This window comes from Sphaerisporangium rhizosphaerae (assembly GCF_042665155.1).
GTDB lineage: Bacteria > Actinomycetota > Actinomycetes > Streptosporangiales > Streptosporangiaceae > Sphaerisporangium > Sphaerisporangium rhizosphaerae.
Genome location: NZ_JBHTCG010000054.1, coordinates 1 through 14,874, shown reverse-complemented (window position 1 = coordinate 14,874; position 14,874 = coordinate 1). Strand labels below are relative to the sequence as shown.

13 protein-coding genes and 1 pseudogene are annotated in these 14,874 nt (G+C 70.4%); 9 read left to right on the top strand and 5 right to left on the bottom strand.

All coding sequences use genetic code 11. The annotated features are described in order from the left end of the window. The first annotated feature begins 27 nt into the window (after positions 1–27). Positions 28–882 carry a dienelactone hydrolase family protein gene (locus ACFQSB_RS38620; RefSeq protein ID WP_380832190.1) on the top strand — a complete coding sequence of 285 codons (855 nt, stop codon included), beginning with the start codon at positions 28–30 and terminating at the stop codon, positions 880–882. A 113-nt stretch (positions 883–995) separates the two neighbouring features. On the opposite strand, the gene ACFQSB_RS38615 is transcribed toward ACFQSB_RS38620, so the two are convergent. Then, positions 996–1,973 (bottom strand): oxidoreductase, encoded by a 978-nt coding sequence (locus tag ACFQSB_RS38615; RefSeq protein ID WP_380832189.1) that lies wholly within the window; start codon positions 1,971–1,973, stop codon positions 996–998. A 56-nt stretch (positions 1,974–2,029) separates the two neighbouring features. Between ACFQSB_RS38615 and ACFQSB_RS38610 the strand changes: the two genes are divergently transcribed. Continuing rightward, entirely contained in the window at positions 2,030–2,422 is a 393-nt protein-coding gene (locus ACFQSB_RS38610; RefSeq protein ID WP_380832188.1) for a MerR family transcriptional regulator, read from the top strand. A gap of 133 nt (positions 2,423–2,555) precedes the next feature. On the opposite strand, the gene ACFQSB_RS38605 is transcribed toward ACFQSB_RS38610, so the two are convergent. After that, on the bottom strand, positions 2,556–3,506 hold the full coding sequence (locus ACFQSB_RS38605) for a phosphotransferase (protein ID WP_380832186.1): 951 nt from the start codon (positions 3,504–3,506) through the stop codon (positions 2,556–2,558). 310 nt (positions 3,507–3,816) lie between these two features. On the opposite strand from ACFQSB_RS38605, the gene ACFQSB_RS38600 reads away from it, so the two are divergent. After that, positions 3,817–4,026, top strand: a complete 210-nt coding sequence (locus tag ACFQSB_RS38600; protein WP_380832184.1) for a S1 RNA-binding domain-containing protein — start codon at positions 3,817–3,819, stop codon at positions 4,024–4,026. 149 nt (positions 4,027–4,175) lie between these two features. Continuing rightward, complete coding sequence (locus ACFQSB_RS38595) at positions 4,176–6,308, top strand: NACHT domain-containing protein (RefSeq protein WP_380832182.1); 2,133 nt, start codon at positions 4,176–4,178, stop codon at positions 6,306–6,308. Between the two features lie 127 nt (positions 6,309–6,435). Here ACFQSB_RS38595 and ACFQSB_RS38590 read toward each other — a convergent pair whose 3' ends face one another. After that, positions 6,436–7,371, bottom strand: a complete 936-nt coding sequence (locus ACFQSB_RS38590) for a DUF4142 domain-containing protein (protein WP_380832180.1) — start codon at positions 7,369–7,371, stop codon at positions 6,436–6,438. A 238-nt stretch (positions 7,372–7,609) separates the two neighbouring features. Between ACFQSB_RS38590 and ACFQSB_RS38585 the strand changes: the two genes are divergently transcribed. Beyond that, the gene (locus ACFQSB_RS38585) at positions 7,610–8,893 is read left to right on the top strand and encodes an alpha/beta fold hydrolase (RefSeq protein WP_380832178.1); all 1,284 of its coding nucleotides are present in this window, start codon (positions 7,610–7,612) and stop codon (positions 8,891–8,893) included. 39 nt (positions 8,894–8,932) lie between these two features. Here the strand turns inward: ACFQSB_RS38585 and ACFQSB_RS38580 are convergent, their stop codons facing one another. Beyond that, entirely contained in the window at positions 8,933–9,784 is an 852-nt protein-coding gene (locus ACFQSB_RS38580; RefSeq protein ID WP_380832175.1) for a class F sortase, read from the bottom strand. A gap of 59 nt (positions 9,785–9,843) precedes the next feature. Continuing rightward, positions 9,844–11,148, bottom strand: a complete 1,305-nt coding sequence (locus tag ACFQSB_RS38575; protein ID WP_380832173.1) for a hypothetical protein — start codon at positions 11,146–11,148, stop codon at positions 9,844–9,846. 208 nt (positions 11,149–11,356) lie between these two features. Here ACFQSB_RS38575 and ACFQSB_RS38570 point away from each other — a divergent pair, with 208 nt between their 5' ends. The 4 genes and pseudogenes from ACFQSB_RS38570 to ACFQSB_RS38555 all read left to right on the top strand — a co-directional run. Next, complete coding sequence (locus ACFQSB_RS38570; protein WP_354853447.1) at positions 11,357–12,502, top strand: acyl-CoA dehydrogenase family protein; 1,146 nt, start codon at positions 11,357–11,359, stop codon at positions 12,500–12,502. A 378-nt stretch (positions 12,503–12,880) separates the two neighbouring features. Then, positions 12,881–12,970, top strand: coding sequence for a potassium-transporting ATPase subunit F (locus ACFQSB_RS38565; protein ID WP_354853450.1), 90 nt, complete (start codon positions 12,881–12,883; stop codon positions 12,968–12,970). Next, positions 12,970–14,631: a potassium-transporting ATPase subunit KdpA gene (kdpA, locus tag ACFQSB_RS38560; RefSeq protein WP_380832171.1), complete on the top strand. Its 1,662-nt coding sequence runs from the start codon at positions 12,970–12,972 to the stop codon at positions 14,629–14,631. The genes ACFQSB_RS38565 and kdpA overlap by 1 nt, the downstream gene beginning before the upstream one ends. Before the next feature lies 1 nt (position 14,632). Continuing rightward, positions 14,633–14,874 (top strand): annotated as a pseudogene (locus ACFQSB_RS38555) (potassium-transporting ATPase subunit B); the annotation flags it as partial.

Sequence of the window (14,874 nt, the reverse complement as noted above, 5' to 3'; positions counted from 1 at the left end):
GCAGGGTGGTCTTCCTATTGGATGCCGATGTCGGCAGTGGGTGACGATCTACGCGTCGTCCCGCGCAACGGCACGGGGGCATCGGACGAAGGAAGCAGGTACCGGCGGATGTCGGAGCACATGGAACAGACCCGCGGCAGGCGCGTCGAGCTGCGGGTCGGAGACGGCGTCATGGGCGCCTACCTCACCCTCCCGCGCTCACCGGGCGCTCACCCGGGAGTCATCGTGGCCCACCAGCTGTTCGGGGTGACCCCGGACATCCGCGCGGTCGCCGACCGGATCGCCGCCCTCGGGTACGCCGTGATCGCCCCCGACTTCTTCCACCGATCGGAGGAAGTGGGGGTGGAGCTGGACGCCGACGAGGAGGGCCGTGCGCGCGGCTTCGCGCTGATGGGCGAGCTGACCCGCGCCGGCGTGCTCGCCGACGTGCGCGCGGCCGAGCAGTACCTGCGCCGGGACGCGGCCGCCGCGGGCCCGGTCGGCATGGTCGGGCTCAGCATGGGAGGTCACCTGGCCTACTACGCGGCCACCCGGCTCCCCCTGACCGTCACCGTCGTGCTGTACGCGGGCTGGCTGACCGGAACCGACATCCCGATCAGCAGGCCAGAGCCGACCGTCGAGCTCAGCGGCGGCATCACCGGGCGGATGGTCGTCATCGTCGGCGCGGACGACCATCTGATCACCGAGGAGCAGCGCGGAATCATCGAGGCGCGTCTGCGGGCCGGAGGCGTCCGGTACGAGATGGCCGTGCTCCCCGGCGCCTCGCACGCGTTCCTGTCCCCGAGCGCGCCCACCTTCCACGCGGCCGCCGCCGAGCATGCCTGGAAGCTCATCGAGCAGAACCTGGCGGCCGAACTCGGGCACGCCCTTCCGCAAGCGTGAACCACCGACGAACGCAGAGGACGGTCAAGGACACGAAGCCAGGTCACCGGGTCCTCGACGCCTGCTCTCGCCCACCTGGTAGCCGCTCTCCGACCTCCCCGCGCGGCGATGACTCAGGGGATGAGATCCAGGCCGGTGAGGCCGGCCGAGAGCGCCCAGAGACGCGCCGCCTCATCGCTCGGCCCATCGGTCGGCTCGTCTCTCGTCTCGTCGCTCGGCTCGTCCCTGTCCGCCGGACCGCCTTCGACGATGCGGCAGCCAGCGCAGTAGTCGCCGCCGTGCCCGTCGAGCTCGGGCGAAGCAGCGGCCCACACCATGGTCGCCGCACCTCGCTCGGGTGTCGTGAACAGGCCCGGCGCCGGATCACCGTCGGCGTCGAGCCAGCCGGCGGCGACCATCTCCTCGACCGTCAGGTGTCGTTGCAGGGATGTGCGGATCCATCCCGGGTTCACCGAGAAGGCCCGGACGCCGTGCGGTTCGCCCAGCCGGTCGAGGTGGCGGGCGAACAGGATGTTCGCGAGCTTGGACTGGGCGTAGGCGGCCCACTTGTCGTAGCCGTGCGCGAACTGCACGTCCTCCCAGCGGATGCGCCGGCCGGGGTCGTATCCCGAGGAGACCGCGACGACGCGGGCCGTGCCGGCCGCCTTGAGCACGGGCCACAGCAGGTTGGTCAGCGCGTAATGGCCCAGGTGGTTGGTGGCGAACTGCGCCTCCCAGCCGGGCCCCACCCGGGTCTGCGGACAGGCCATGATCCCGGCGTTGGCGATCAGAATGTCCAGCGAGTCATGGCCGCGCCGGAAGCGTTCCGCGAAGGCCCGGACGGAGGCGAGGTCGGCGAGATCGACCTGGTCGACCTCGACTTCGTCCACGCCGGTCAGCGCCTGACGCGCCTGCTCGGGCCTGCGGGCCGGAACCACGACCCGGGCTCCGGCGCGCGCGAGCGCGCGGGTGGCGGCCAGCCCCAGACCGGAGTGACCTCCCGTGACCACCGCCGTCCTGCCGCTGAGATCGATTCCGGAGAGGACGTCGTCAGCGGTGCCGGCCGCTCCTGGTGGACGGGGGGTCACGCCGACGGTCTCGTGACTGTTCATGCCGCGAACGCTAGATGCTAGACCGAGGTATAGGTCAACGAGATACGTTCGACACCATGCGGAACGATCTGAGCATCGGCGAGGTGGCGAAGCGCATCGGGCTCAGCGTCCACGCCCTGCGCCTGTACGAGCGTGAAGGCCTGCTCGCCGGCGAGGTGCGGCGCGACGACAGGGGCCGGCGGGTCTACAGCGACTGGGACGTCGAGTGGCTGGCCAACTGCGTCAAGTTTCGCGCCTCCGGCATGCCTCTGGCCACGATCGGCCGCCTGGCCGCGCTGGTCCGCGCGGGCAGCGGCAACGAGGCGGAACGGCTTGAGCTGCTCCGCGCGCACCGGCTCCGCGTCGCCGAGCAACTCGCGCGGCTGCACGACTGCCTCGACCTCATCGACACCAAGGTGGCGAGCTACGAGAAGCACCTCGCCGCCGGCGCCTCCGGAGACCCCTGGTGAGCGCACCCGCCCACGACCCGAACCAAGGCGGCGGGCTCCGAATCAGGTCGATCATCTCTTCGGTTCCTCGTCACGTGGTCCGCCGGCCGTCCGCCTCCGGGCCGCGATACCGGGGTCAGCCGCGCTACCGCGGTCAGACGGAGGTGGGGACGCCTTCGCGGACCCAGCGCCTGACGCGTTCCGCCGCCTGGTCCGCGACGGGATGCCCGGCAGGGCGGGTGACCAGGTCGCTCAGCGCGAACATGTCCAGGACCCGCCCAAGGTAGAGCCAGTCCTCGGCGAGCGGAAGATCGGCGGGCTGGTGACGGGCGAAGGCCGCCCGGAAGCCGTCGAGGAAACCGGCCGGATAGCCGGCGCCGAACCGGACCATGTTGGCGGCGTCGCCGTACGGGCATCCGGAGTAGCCGAACTCCCAGTCCAGAAGGGCGTCCACGCGCCAGCCGCCGGATCGTGTACGGGTGACCAGGATGTTCTTGGGATTGATGTCGGCGTGCACCAGCCGGGCCTGCCCGTCCACGCCGGCGAGCGCGGGCGCGTGGGCGGCGCACAGTCCGGCCCAGGCCCGCCGAGTGGCCAGGTCGAGGCGGGCGTCGGGGGTGGCGGCCATGCACGTCTCGGCGAACTCGGGGAGCTGCTGCGACCACGGGCTCCCGGGACGCACGGTGAGGTGCTCGTCGGCGAAGAAGCCCGGACGCTCGAACCTCACGGCGCTGACGGCGGCCACGACGCGTCCGACCTCGGCGCCGAGGTCACCCAGGGCGGCCCGGTCGTGCTCGCCGCCGGAGAGAACGTGGTCGAGCGGCGTGCCGGGCACGTGTTCCAGCACCATGGCCGGGCGGGCGCCCTGGTCGCCGTCCTCGGCGGGCAGGACGAGCAGCACCTCGGGAACGGGGACGTGACGGCGGGCCGCGGCCATGACGGCGGCCTCGATGGCGGGGTCCGGCCCGCCGAGGCGGGCGACGACCTGGCGGTCGGCCAGCGTGAGCAGGGTCGTCTCGTGGGAGAACCCGCCGGCCAGGTTGGACGTGCCGGCCACCGCGCCGCCCAGCGCGGTGGCGATGCGGTGGATCTCCTCGGGTTGCATCGGCCCAGTCAACCATTCGGCGCCGACCCCTGGCACGCAGGGATTGACGGCGTCGCACGCGAACCTTCCATGAGCCTTTCCCGTACCGTCAAGGGCTCGCGCTCGTCCTGGAACCAGCCTGCCGCGAGGTTCCGGAGTCACACCTGAGTCGCTACCATCGATCCATGACTGCCGGGTCGGCCACGCGCCGCACACAGAACGGGCGCCCGGCCGCCGCTTGATCACCCCGCGGGCGAGAGGCCCGCCGCGTCACGAGAAGCGCGTACAGCCAAGCGCGTACAGCCACTCGTGACGAAAGGAGGTGACATACATGAGCTGGCAGTCCTTCCTCGCCGGTCACCAGGTCGGTGACATCATCGAAGGCGTGGTGACCAAGGAAGTGCCGTTCGGTTCGTTCGTCGAGTCCGACGGCTTCACCGGTCTCGCCCATGGGCGATCGTGGCCCGTCGGCACCCGCGTCTCGGTCCGGATCCTCGCGATCGACCCCGACAACCAGCGGTTCAGCCTGGCCGCCGTCTGAGTGAGCGCTGATCCGGGGGAAGCGCACTCCCCCGGATCAGCGTCCACCGCATTATCGTCCGCGTCGCCTGATCGCGGTGTGCAACAGATTGGTTTCGGCGCGTTGGCGTCCACGGTGGGCGGCATGTCGGTTAGGTCATCATCTGAGCCATGAGGACCGGCGGACGCGGAGCGGCGTGGGCATGGGGAGCGGTCGCGCTGGTGGCGGTGGGCGCGGCCGCGATGGTGGCCTGGCGGGCGGGGCCCAGCTCGAAGGCCGGCGAATTCGATCCGGTCGGTGCGGTCATCGGTCTGCTGGGCCTTGCGGTCGGCGCGTTCTCGGCGTGGATGAGCGTGCGCGCGGCACGTTCGCAGGAGAGCCTGGAGGACGCCGCGGCCCGGCTGGCCGGTGCCGTGCTGGACGGCGAACGCACCGCGCGCCGCAGGTTGCTCGGCGAGCATGACAAGCCCATCGATGTGCGGTTCAGCCTTGAGCGGGCTCCTGCTCACAACGCCGAAGGCGCCGGCCGGCGCAGCCGCCTCACCGAGGTGGTGGACTACTACCGCGGCCTGTCGCCGCAGCGGATGGTCATCACCGGGGCGCCCGGCGCCGGCAAGACGGTGCTGGCCGTGGAGCTGATCCTGGGGTTGCTCGAACAGCGCCGGCCGGGCGAGCGGGTGCCGGTACGGATCTCAGCCGCGTCGCTGGACACCGAGCTGAGCGGCCACCAGGTGATGGAGCGCTGGTTGTCGAGCCACCTGACGCAGGTCTACAGGGAAAGACGCGCGGTCGCCGAAGCGCTGGTCGCGGCCCGGCTGGTGGTGCCCGTGATCGACGGCCTGGACGAGATGGACGCCGCCGCCGAGCCCGGGTACGACTCCCGAGCCGGGCGGGTGCTGCGCGCGATCAACACCTACCAAGACGTGCGCGGCAAGGGGGCGGTGGTGCTGACCTGCCGCACCGCCCAGTACCAGGCACTGCAGGAGCTGCTGGTGTGGGCGAAGGACGCCGCCCGGGTGGAGATCGCCCCGGTCGACGGCCGCCAGGCCCGCGCCTTCCTGGACGGCCGGGTGGACGACGCGGCCCGCTGGGAGCCGGTGCTGCAGGCCATCCGGCGAGCGCCACGCGGGCCGCTGGCCGACGGGCTGTCCACCCCATGGCGGCTCACCCTCGCCGCCACCGTCTACGAACAGCGCGTCCCCGGCACCGCGGCGTTCGCGCGCGACCCCGCCGAGTTGACCGATGCGCGCCTGGACAGCCCCTCCGCGGTGCGCGACCACCTGCTGGAGTTGTTCATCCCGGCGACCGTCGCGCTCGACCCGCCACCAGGCCACGCCGACGCGGGCCGGGTGCACCGGTGGCTGGCGACGCTGGCCGGCTACCTGGACACCAACACCACGACCGGCCGCACCCTGGGCGGACGGGTCCTGTCAGGCACCGACATCGTGCTGCACGAACTATGGCCACTGGCCGGCGCCCGCCCCCGCCTGCTCACCACCGCCACCATCTGGCTGCTCGGTGGTGCGGCCACGCTTCCCCGGCTCTTCCTGGACACCATTTACGATCAGCTCTACCTCGGCTCGCTGATTCTCATGGCCTTGACGACAACGTTGGGAGATCGGCTCGCGATCTGGCCAGAACCCGCTCGAGTAGATCCGCGCCGCCTGCGAACCCGCGCCGGCCGCCGCATTTTCGTGGTCTGGCTGGTAGCCGGGCTTGTGGTCGGGCTTGCGGTCGGCCCTGGGGCCGGGCTTGTGGTCGACCCTGGGATCGGGCTTGTGGTCGACCCTGAGCTCAGGTTTGTGGTCAGCCCCGGGGCCGGACTCGGGGTCGGGCTGGCGTTCGGGCTTGTGACCGGGCTCTCCACATCGGGGACGGTGAGCGTGGGAGATCCCCGTGACCTGGTCCGCGCCGACCTCATCTCCAATCTCGTGTTCGGGCTCCCGCTCGGGATCCTGTCCGGGCTCGCGTTCGGGTTCCCGTTCGGGATCGTGTCCGGACTCGCGGTCGGGATCGTGTCCGGGCTCACGTTCGGGCTCACGTTCGGGCTCGCGTTCGACCTCGCGTTCCCGCTCGCGGGCGTGCGGTATGTGGCTTTGCTGGTGTGTACGCGGCGGTGGAACGCGGTGTGGTTGCCGTGGCGACTGGGCCGGTTGCTGCACTGGGCCACCGGCGCCGGGCTGATGCGGGTGGCGGGCATCGGCTACCAGTTCCGGCACCGCGAACTGCAGGACTACCTGGCCGCGCACCCTGTGCCCCAGGTCACGGGCACGGAGGACCGCCCGCCGGCCCGCCCGCGCTGACCACCGTCCCGCCGAGGGGGCGAGGTGGCCGGGCCGTCAGCTCACCGAGCCGGGTCGTCAGGTTGCCGAGCCAGGCCGTCAGGTCGCCGGGCCGTCAGGCGGCCGGGCGACGCCATCACGCCGGTCATCAGCCGCCGGTGGAGTGGTGGCCCTCCTTAGCGCCGTCGAGCAGGGAGGTCGCGGGGGGTGCGCTCGGGGCGGGTTCGTCCTCGGGGACCGTGAGAGGAGGAGCCGGGCTCGGCGTGGGGGCGGGGGGAAGGGCGTGGTCTCCGGCCAGGCCCGTGCCCTCCAGCAGGCCCATGTGGGTGTTCACGAACTTCGCCGCGCTCTCGGCGAAGCCGCGGATCAGGGTGTTACGGGTGGAGGCCCGGACCGCGCCGATGGCGGGGAAGATCTTCCCGTGCGCCATCCGCAGTCGCATGACGGCCGTCTGGTCGTAGGCGAGACCCTTCTTGGCGGAGATCTCGGCCATCCACCCCTTCTGGTCGTCGTTGGGCTCATCGGGCAGCGGCACGCGTAGCTCCTCCGCCACCTCCCGGACCTCGGCGTCCAGGAGTTCGTGCTGCCGGGCGATCTCCCCCAGGTTCTTCCTGGTGACGGCCCGGAAAGCGCGTTTCGCGGCCTGCCTTCCCGTCGGGATCTCCCAGAGGCCGGCCAGACGTACCTTGACCACCAGATCGCGGTCCGCCGGACTCAACGGACCCCACGGCGTCGACACCGTCCCCTGCGCCGCCGCGTCCTGCGCCGCCGCGTCCGTGGGCGCCGCGTCCGTAGGCGCGGCATCCGTGGGCGCCGCCCCGTCCGTCGGAACGGCCGCGCCCGCCGGGGCCGCGCCGTCATTGGTCGCCTGCGCCGAGGAGCCGGAAGCGTCGGCGTCGGGCTCGGCGGCCGCCGCCGACGCGAGAAGCCCTCTCGCCAACTCCTCTGCCGGCACGGCGCTGGGCGCGGGATCCGTGGCGCCCGCGATCGGCTCGCCGAAGATCCTGGAGCAGGCCGTGGTCGTCTGAAGAACGACGAGGCTGAGAACCACGGTGGCGACCGAGGCGATACGTGCGCGTCGCATCTGTACCCGATCCCTTCTCCCCCTGGGGAATTGCGATCCAACGTCACAACGACGGTGGCCGTTCATGCGGAGCTACGGGCGGTTCGCGTGAGTGGTTCGATGCGATTGGAACGAGTTTCTACTCAGCCGCGAACAGAGGGTCGCGCCGGAGCACGACACGAACCCGCTCAGGCGGAGCGGGGGACGCCGAACCGAACGCCCTGCGTCCAGGGCGAACGGCCTGAATAGGATCGACGTCATGATCTCGCCCCACCGCTCCGACACGGTGTTCGCCGACCACGTCTTCACCGTCCCCCTGGACCACGACCGTCCCGAGGGCGAGCGGATCCAGGTGTACGCGCGGGAGGTGCGGGCGGGCGGCAGACGGGCCGAGGACCTGCCGTGGCTGCTGTACCTGAACGGCGGTCCCGGCTTCTCCTCCCCGCGCCCACTCGGCGGGGAGGGCTGGCTGGAGCGCGCCATGGAGGACTACCGCGTGCTGCTGCTCGACCAGCGGGGCACCGGCCGCTCCACGCCGCTCGACCGGCGCAGCCTGCCGCGCCTGGGCTCGCCGAGCGCCCAGGCGGAGCACCTGACGCACTTTCGCGCCGACTCCATCGTCCGGGACGCCGAACTGATCCGCCGTACGCTCATCGGCGACCAGCCGTGGAGCGTCCTGGGTCAGAGCTTCGGCGGATTCTGCACGGTGACCTATCTGTCCTTCGCCCCGCAGGGCCTGGCGGAGGCGTTCGTCACCGGCGGCCTGCCCGGCCTGGGGGCCCGGGCCGACGAGGTGTACCGCGCCCTGTATCCGCAGGTGGAGGCAAAGAACGCCGCGCACTACGAACGCTACCCCGAGGACGTCGAACGCGCCGTGCGCGTCGCGAGGCACCTGCGCGACGGCGAGGTGCTGCTCTCGAACGGCCGGCCCCTGACCGTGGAGCTGTTCCAGACGCTGGGCAACCTGCTCGGCGGCGGCACCGGCAGCCGGCGCCTGCACTACCTGCTGGAGGACCCCTTCGCCGGCGGAGATGATCTGAGGGACGGCTTCCTGGTCGAGGTGGAGGCCGAGCTGGCCTGGACCGCGGGAGCCCCGCTGTACGCGCTCATCCACGAGGCGACCTACGCGCAGGGCGAGGGCGCCACCGGCTGGTCGGCACAGCGCGTCCGCGACGAGTTCCCCGGATTCGCTCCCGCCGCCGCCCTCGACGGTGACGGGCCCCTGCTGTTCACCGGGGAGACGATCTACCCCTGGATGTTCGACACCGATCCCATCCTGCGGCCGCTGCGCGAGACGGCGCACCTGCTCGCCGAGCGCCCGTCGTGGCCGGCGCTGTACGACGTCGCCCGCCTGGAGGCCAACACCGTGCCGGTCTCGGCGGCGGTCTACTACAACGACATGTACGTCGCCCGGGAGCTGTCCCTGGACACGGCCCGCACGATCAAGGGCCTGCGGCCCTGGATCACCAACGAGTACGAGCACGACGGCCTTCGGGCCGGCGGCCGGACGGTCCTCGACCGCCTGCTCTCGCCCACCTGGTAGCGGGCCGCTCGCTGAGGCCGGGCGCCGGCGCCTCGCCGCTCAGCGGCGGGTGGCGGCGGAGAGGGTGGCGTAGACGATGATGTTGTCGGTGTAGCTGTGCGCCTTGGCGTTGAACACGCCGCCGCAGGTGATCAGGCGCAGGCTCGGGCGGTCCACGTGCCCGTAGACGCGCTTGGTCGGGAACCGGTTCTTGCTCGCCTGCTCGGCCCCGTCCACCGTGAACCGCGCCGTCGAGCCGTCCGCGCGGACCACCGTGATCATGTCGCCGCGCTTCAGCTCTCGCAGCCGACTGAACACGGCGGGGCCGCCGCGGGTGTTCACATGGCCGAGGATCACCGCCGGGCCCATCTCGCCCGGAGCCGGTCCCAGCCGGTACCAGCCCGCCAGCTTCGGCCTGCTCAGCGGGGGCACCTCGATCTCACCGTTCCTGTCCACCCCGACGGACACGAGCGCCGCGTCCACGCCGATGCCCGGGACGCGGACCCGGGTCGGCACCGACTTGCGCAGCGCCTTCACCGGCGCGGCCACCGGGGCCGGTGGCGAGGCGGCCGGCGCGGCCTCGACCAGAGGCGCGTTCACTCCACCGGGGCCGACCGTCGCCGTGCCCACCGCCGTGGACGCCGCGTCCACCGCTGAGACACCCGTCGAGGTTCCTGTCGGAGTTCCGGCCGAGGTTCCTTCCATCGTGGACGTCCCGGCCGTGGCCTGCTGCCCTGCATCGGAGCCGGGCGCGCCGTTGGCATCGTCGGCCGGGAACATCTGGGCGACGATCGGCGTCGGCTCGGAGCCGGACGCGGCGTTCTCCGTGGGTGACAGGTAGGCCAGCAGGCCGGCCATCACGGCCCCGATGCCCGCCAGGGAACCGGCCGTTACCAGGAGCGGCGCCAGCATGCCCTTCCACCGCCCGCGCCGAGGCTCCTCGCCGTCCGGCGCCGGCGGTAACGTCCCGCTCAACCCGCCCTTCCCCGGCGGCGTCTCAGCACGAGACCGCCCGCCACACTGCCGAGCAACAGCACGGAGCCGTATGCGATGAAGGCACCGGGCCTCGGATCCTGTTCCGGGGCCTCACCGGTGTGCGCGCCACCTCTGGGAGTCACCCGCACCTGGGGGGTCGAGCGAGCCTTGGAGGTCTTGGACGCCTTCGGCGTCGGACTGGCCGTCTCGGTCGGCGCTCCGTGCCCCGAGCCGCCCCCCGACAGCACGATCACCCCGCGAGCCGAGTCATCCCCATCACTGATGTGCTGGTTCCCATCGTTCTCATCACTAGGGGCCGCCGCCACCACGTCGACGGTCACCGGGTCAGGAGTCTCCGTGGGTGTACATGTCGTCCGCAAGTACTCTGGAGGGCTCGAAAGCTGATCGGTGATGATATTAAACGCGTCGACGAGCATGTACTTGCCGTCCTGGCCATTGATCACCCACAGAGTGTGCTCACCATAGGGAAGATCATGGATCGACCACAGGACCTTCTTGCTGATCCGCGTCTCGGCTGGTTTCCCGTTTTCATCCTTGGACGCATCCGGCTTCGGCCAAGGTCGAGAAGAATCCCTATCGAGCCTTACTTCAACTTCCCCCATGTCGATGTATCTCTCGGTGAGGTACTCGATCCCCGTACCTGTGAACTTGACCGCCACCTTGCCGTCCGCCGCCGTGGTCCAGTGGACATCCTGCAGGTGATCTCCGGACCGAGCAGGATCAGCCTTGTCCGAGTAGTGCCATGCACCCGTGTACTCGATCGGCAGGGTCTCCGTGTCGTTTATGAGGTCCTGAGAGACAGGCGGTGTGAGATCCACGACAAGGTCTCGTGGCGTGACAGTGAGCTTGCCCTCCTTGGTCGTGGCCACCGAACCTGACACCCCGGTCGGCAAAGCCAAGCTGCTCTGCTCGCGCTTGAGCTCTCCCTGATCCTTGGTTCCGACGGAATTCAGTTGTCCTTGCCACAGACCATCCACATCGGCAGTGCCCGTGACCGATACCTTGCTCCCGGTCTTGAAGTCTGCTGGTGAAAGGAGTTTGGAGTCACTTAGGGTCCACGTCAGCGCCAACTGCTCCCCCACACGAACCGTCCGGGGAATCGCCACTTTTACCCTGACGGTCTCGTAGCTGTCGCTGAGCTTCCGCTTGCAGCTGTACGTATAGATGTAATTGTTCGTGTCCGCCGAGCCTTGACCCGGAGGCATGAGCAGGAGAGCCGCGCAGACACCCAGGATTCCCGCTGCCAGGGATCTGCGGAGCTTGGGAGCCCAGCCGTTCACGATCGCCTCCGATCACGCGTCCAGGCCGACAGGCAGCCGGAGGTAGATCGTATGACTCTGCGGGCTTACGGCGGGCTTATGCAGGAGTAACACTGCAGAAAGTGGCTGATTTGTGACGTAGGGGAACGCCCCTCGACCGTGCGGGGTCCCCCGGGTCCGGCGATGACCAGAATCGTATTCTGGTGCGGTAACCTTAAGGAGGAAGCGAATGCAGCGAGACCTCTTCGAGGAGGAGCATCTGCTCTTCCGTGAGACCGTGCGCGAGTTCATGACGCGCGAGGTCGTCCCCCACCACGAGCAGTGGGAGAAGGACGGCATCGTCCCGCGAGAGGTGTGGAAGAAGGCCGGCGAGCTCGGCATGTTCGGCTTCTCGGTCCCGGAGGAGTACGGAGGCTCGGGCATCTCCGACTTCCGCTTCAACGCGGTCATCGTCGAAGAGATCATGAGGTTCGGCGCGACCGGGCTCGGGTTCGGCCTGCACAACGACATCATGGCGCCGTACATGGTCGATCTCACCAACGACGAGCAGAAGCAGCGCTGGCTCCCCGGCTTCGCCTCCGGCGAGCTGATCACCGCCATCGGCATGACCGAGCCGGGCGCGGGGAGCGACCTGCAGGGCATCAAGACGACGGCGGTCCGCGACGGCGACCACTACATCGTCAACGGCCAGAAGACGTTCATCACCAACGGCGTCAACTCCGACCTGGTCGTCGTGGTGACCAAGACCGACCCGGCGGCGGGGGCGCGCGGCACCACCCTGATGGTCGTCGAACGCGGCATGGAGGGCTTCTCCCGGGGGCGCAACCTGGAGAAGATCGGCATGCACGCCCAGGACACCGCCGAGCTGTTCTTCGAGAACGTCCGCGTCCCGGTCGCCAACCGGCTCGGCGAGGAGGAGGGTCAGGGCTTCATCCAGCTCATGGTGAACCTCCCGCAGGAACGCCTGTCGATCGCGGTGGCGGCGGTCGCGGCGGCGGAGGCGGTGCTGGAGACGACCATCGAGTACTGCAAGTCCCGCCAGGCGTTCGGCCGGAACATCGGCAAGTTCCAGAACACCCGCTTCGTCATCGCCGAGCTGTCCACCGAGGTGGAGATCGCCCGGCACTACGTGGACAAGTGCATCCGCGCGCTGAACGCCAAAGAACTGACGGTCGTGGACGCGGCCAAGGCCAAGTGGTGGACGACCGAGCTCCAGCACAAGGTCATCGACCGCTGCCTGCAACTGCACGGCGGCTACGGCTACATGGTCGAGTACCCGGTGGCCAAGGCGTGGATGGACAGCCGCGTCCAGACCATCTACGGCGGCACCACCGAGATCATGAAGGAGATCATCGGCCGCTCCTTCGGCTTCTGAACCCGACGCCCCGGAACCGACCCCCGGAACCGACGCCCCGGGAACGACGCTCCTGAATCGGCGCTTCTGAACCGAGGTCGAGCCGAAGCGCCTCACTCGAACCCCTGAGCCGGCGGGCCCTGCGCCCACCGTCTCAGGTGCGGGTCGGCGATGGGGGCGTATGGCGGGCGCCAATACTCGGCCTGACCGCGTATGGAATCCGTCAAAACGCGTCAACCACGCCAAGCATCGCGATTGTCTCGTCCTGCGGCCCCTGCCGGGCCCTGGGAGGCGTCTTGCGGGATTGCGAGGAGTGGCGATGGCCGACGTCGGCTTCGTGGCCCTGACGATCGTGGTGTTCGCGATCGTCGGACTGGTCGTGCGCGGGGTGGAGCGGCTGTGAACGCCGTGAACGCCGCCGGACTGGCGGTGGCCGCCGTCCTGGTGCTGTTCATGGTCGCCGCCCTGCTGTTCCCGGAGCGGTTCTGATGGGCACCGCGACGGCGGGCGCCGTGTTCGTCTGCTCCCTCGCCGTCGCCCTCGCGCTGACACACCGCCCGCTGGGCGACTACATGTACCGCGTCTACACCGGGTCCAGGCACAGCGCCGCCGAGCGCGGCGTGTACCGGCTGATCGGCGTGCGCCCCGGCGCCGAGCAGAACTGGACCGGCTACGCCCGCGCCGTGCTGGCGTTCTCGGCGGTGTCGGTCCTGTTCCTGTACGCCTTCCAGCGTCTCCAGGACAGGCTGCTGCTCAGCCTGGGCCGGCCACCGGTGCCCGATCACGTCGCCTGGAACACGGCGGTCAGCTTCGTCACCAACACCGACTGGCAGGCGTACTCGGGTGAGTCGACGATGGGCCATCTGGTGCAGATGGCCGGGCTGGCGGTGCAGAACTTCGGGTCGGCGGCGGTCGGGATGGCCGTGGCGATGGCCCTGGTGCGCGGGTTCGCGCGCAGCCGCACCGAACACGTGGGCAACTTCTGGGTGGACCTGGTGCGCGGCACGATGCGCGTCCTGCTGCCGATCGCCTTCGCCGCCGCGCTCGTCCTCGCGGCGGGCGGTGTGGTGCAGAACCTGTCCGGCCCGCACGAGGTCGCCACGCTCGCCGGCGGCGCGCAGCTCATCCCGGGCGGGCCGGTGGCGAGCCAGGAGGCGATCAAGGAGCTCGGCACCAACGGCGGCGGCTTCTACAACGTCAACTCCGCCCACCCGTTCGAGAACTCCACGAGCTGGACGAACTGGGTCGAGATCCTGCTGCTCCTACTGATCCCCTTCGCCCTGCCGCGCACCTTCGGCCGGATGGTCGGCCAGGTCCGCCAGGGGCGGGCGATCCTCGCCGTGATGGCCGTGATCGCGCTGGCGAGCATCGCGCTGACCACCGCGTTCGAACTGGCCGGGGGCGCGACCGTGCCCCGGGCGGTGGGCGCGGCCCTGGAGGGCAAGGAGGTGAGGTTCGGCGTGCCGGACTCGGCGACCTTCGCCGCCGCGACCACCCTGACCAGCACGGGAGCCGTCGACTCGGCGCACGACTCGTTCACGCCGCTGGGCGGGATGATGACGATGCTGAACATGATGCTGGGCGAGGTCGCGCCCGGCGGCGTCGGCGCGGGCCTGTACGGCATGCTGGTGCTGGCGGTGATCACGGTGTTCGTGGCCGGCCTGATGGTCGGACGCACTCCGGAGTACCTGGGCAAGAAGATCGGGTCGCGGGAGATCAAGCTGGCCTCGATGTACTTCCTGACCACGCCGGTGCTGGTGCTCGTCGGCACCGCCCTGGCGATGGGATCGCCGGCCGAGCGGGCGAGCATGCTCAACTCCGGTCCCCACGGCCTGTCGGAAGTGCTCTACGCGTTCACCAGCGCGTCCAACAACAACGGCTCGGCGTTCGCCGGCATCACGGTGAACACCCCCTGGTACGACACCGTCCTCGGGTTGTGCATGGCGTTCGGCCGGTTCCTGCCGATCGTCTTCGTGCTGGCCCTGGCCGGGTCGCTGGCCGGGCAGGCGCCGGTGCCGGCGTCGGCGGGCACGCTGCCCACCCACCGGCCGCAGTTCGTCGGCATGGTCGTCGGCGTGACGATCGTCCTGGTCGCGCTCACCTTCCTGCCCGCCCTGGCGCTCGGGCCGCTCGCGGAAGGGCTGTCCTGACATGTCCGATCGCACGCTCGGCAGCCCGGTCCGTCCGTGCCGCTCCGCAGGGAACGGCCGATCCGGCGGCGGCCCGTTCGACCCCCGGCGCCTGGTGGCGGCGCTGCCGGACGCGGTGCGCAAGCTGAATCCGGTGACGTTGTGGCGTAACCCGGTGATGTTCATCGTGGAGGCCGGCGCGGTGTTCACCACCGTGCTGGCGGTGACCGGCCCGTCGTTGTTCGCCTGGGCGATCGTGGTGTG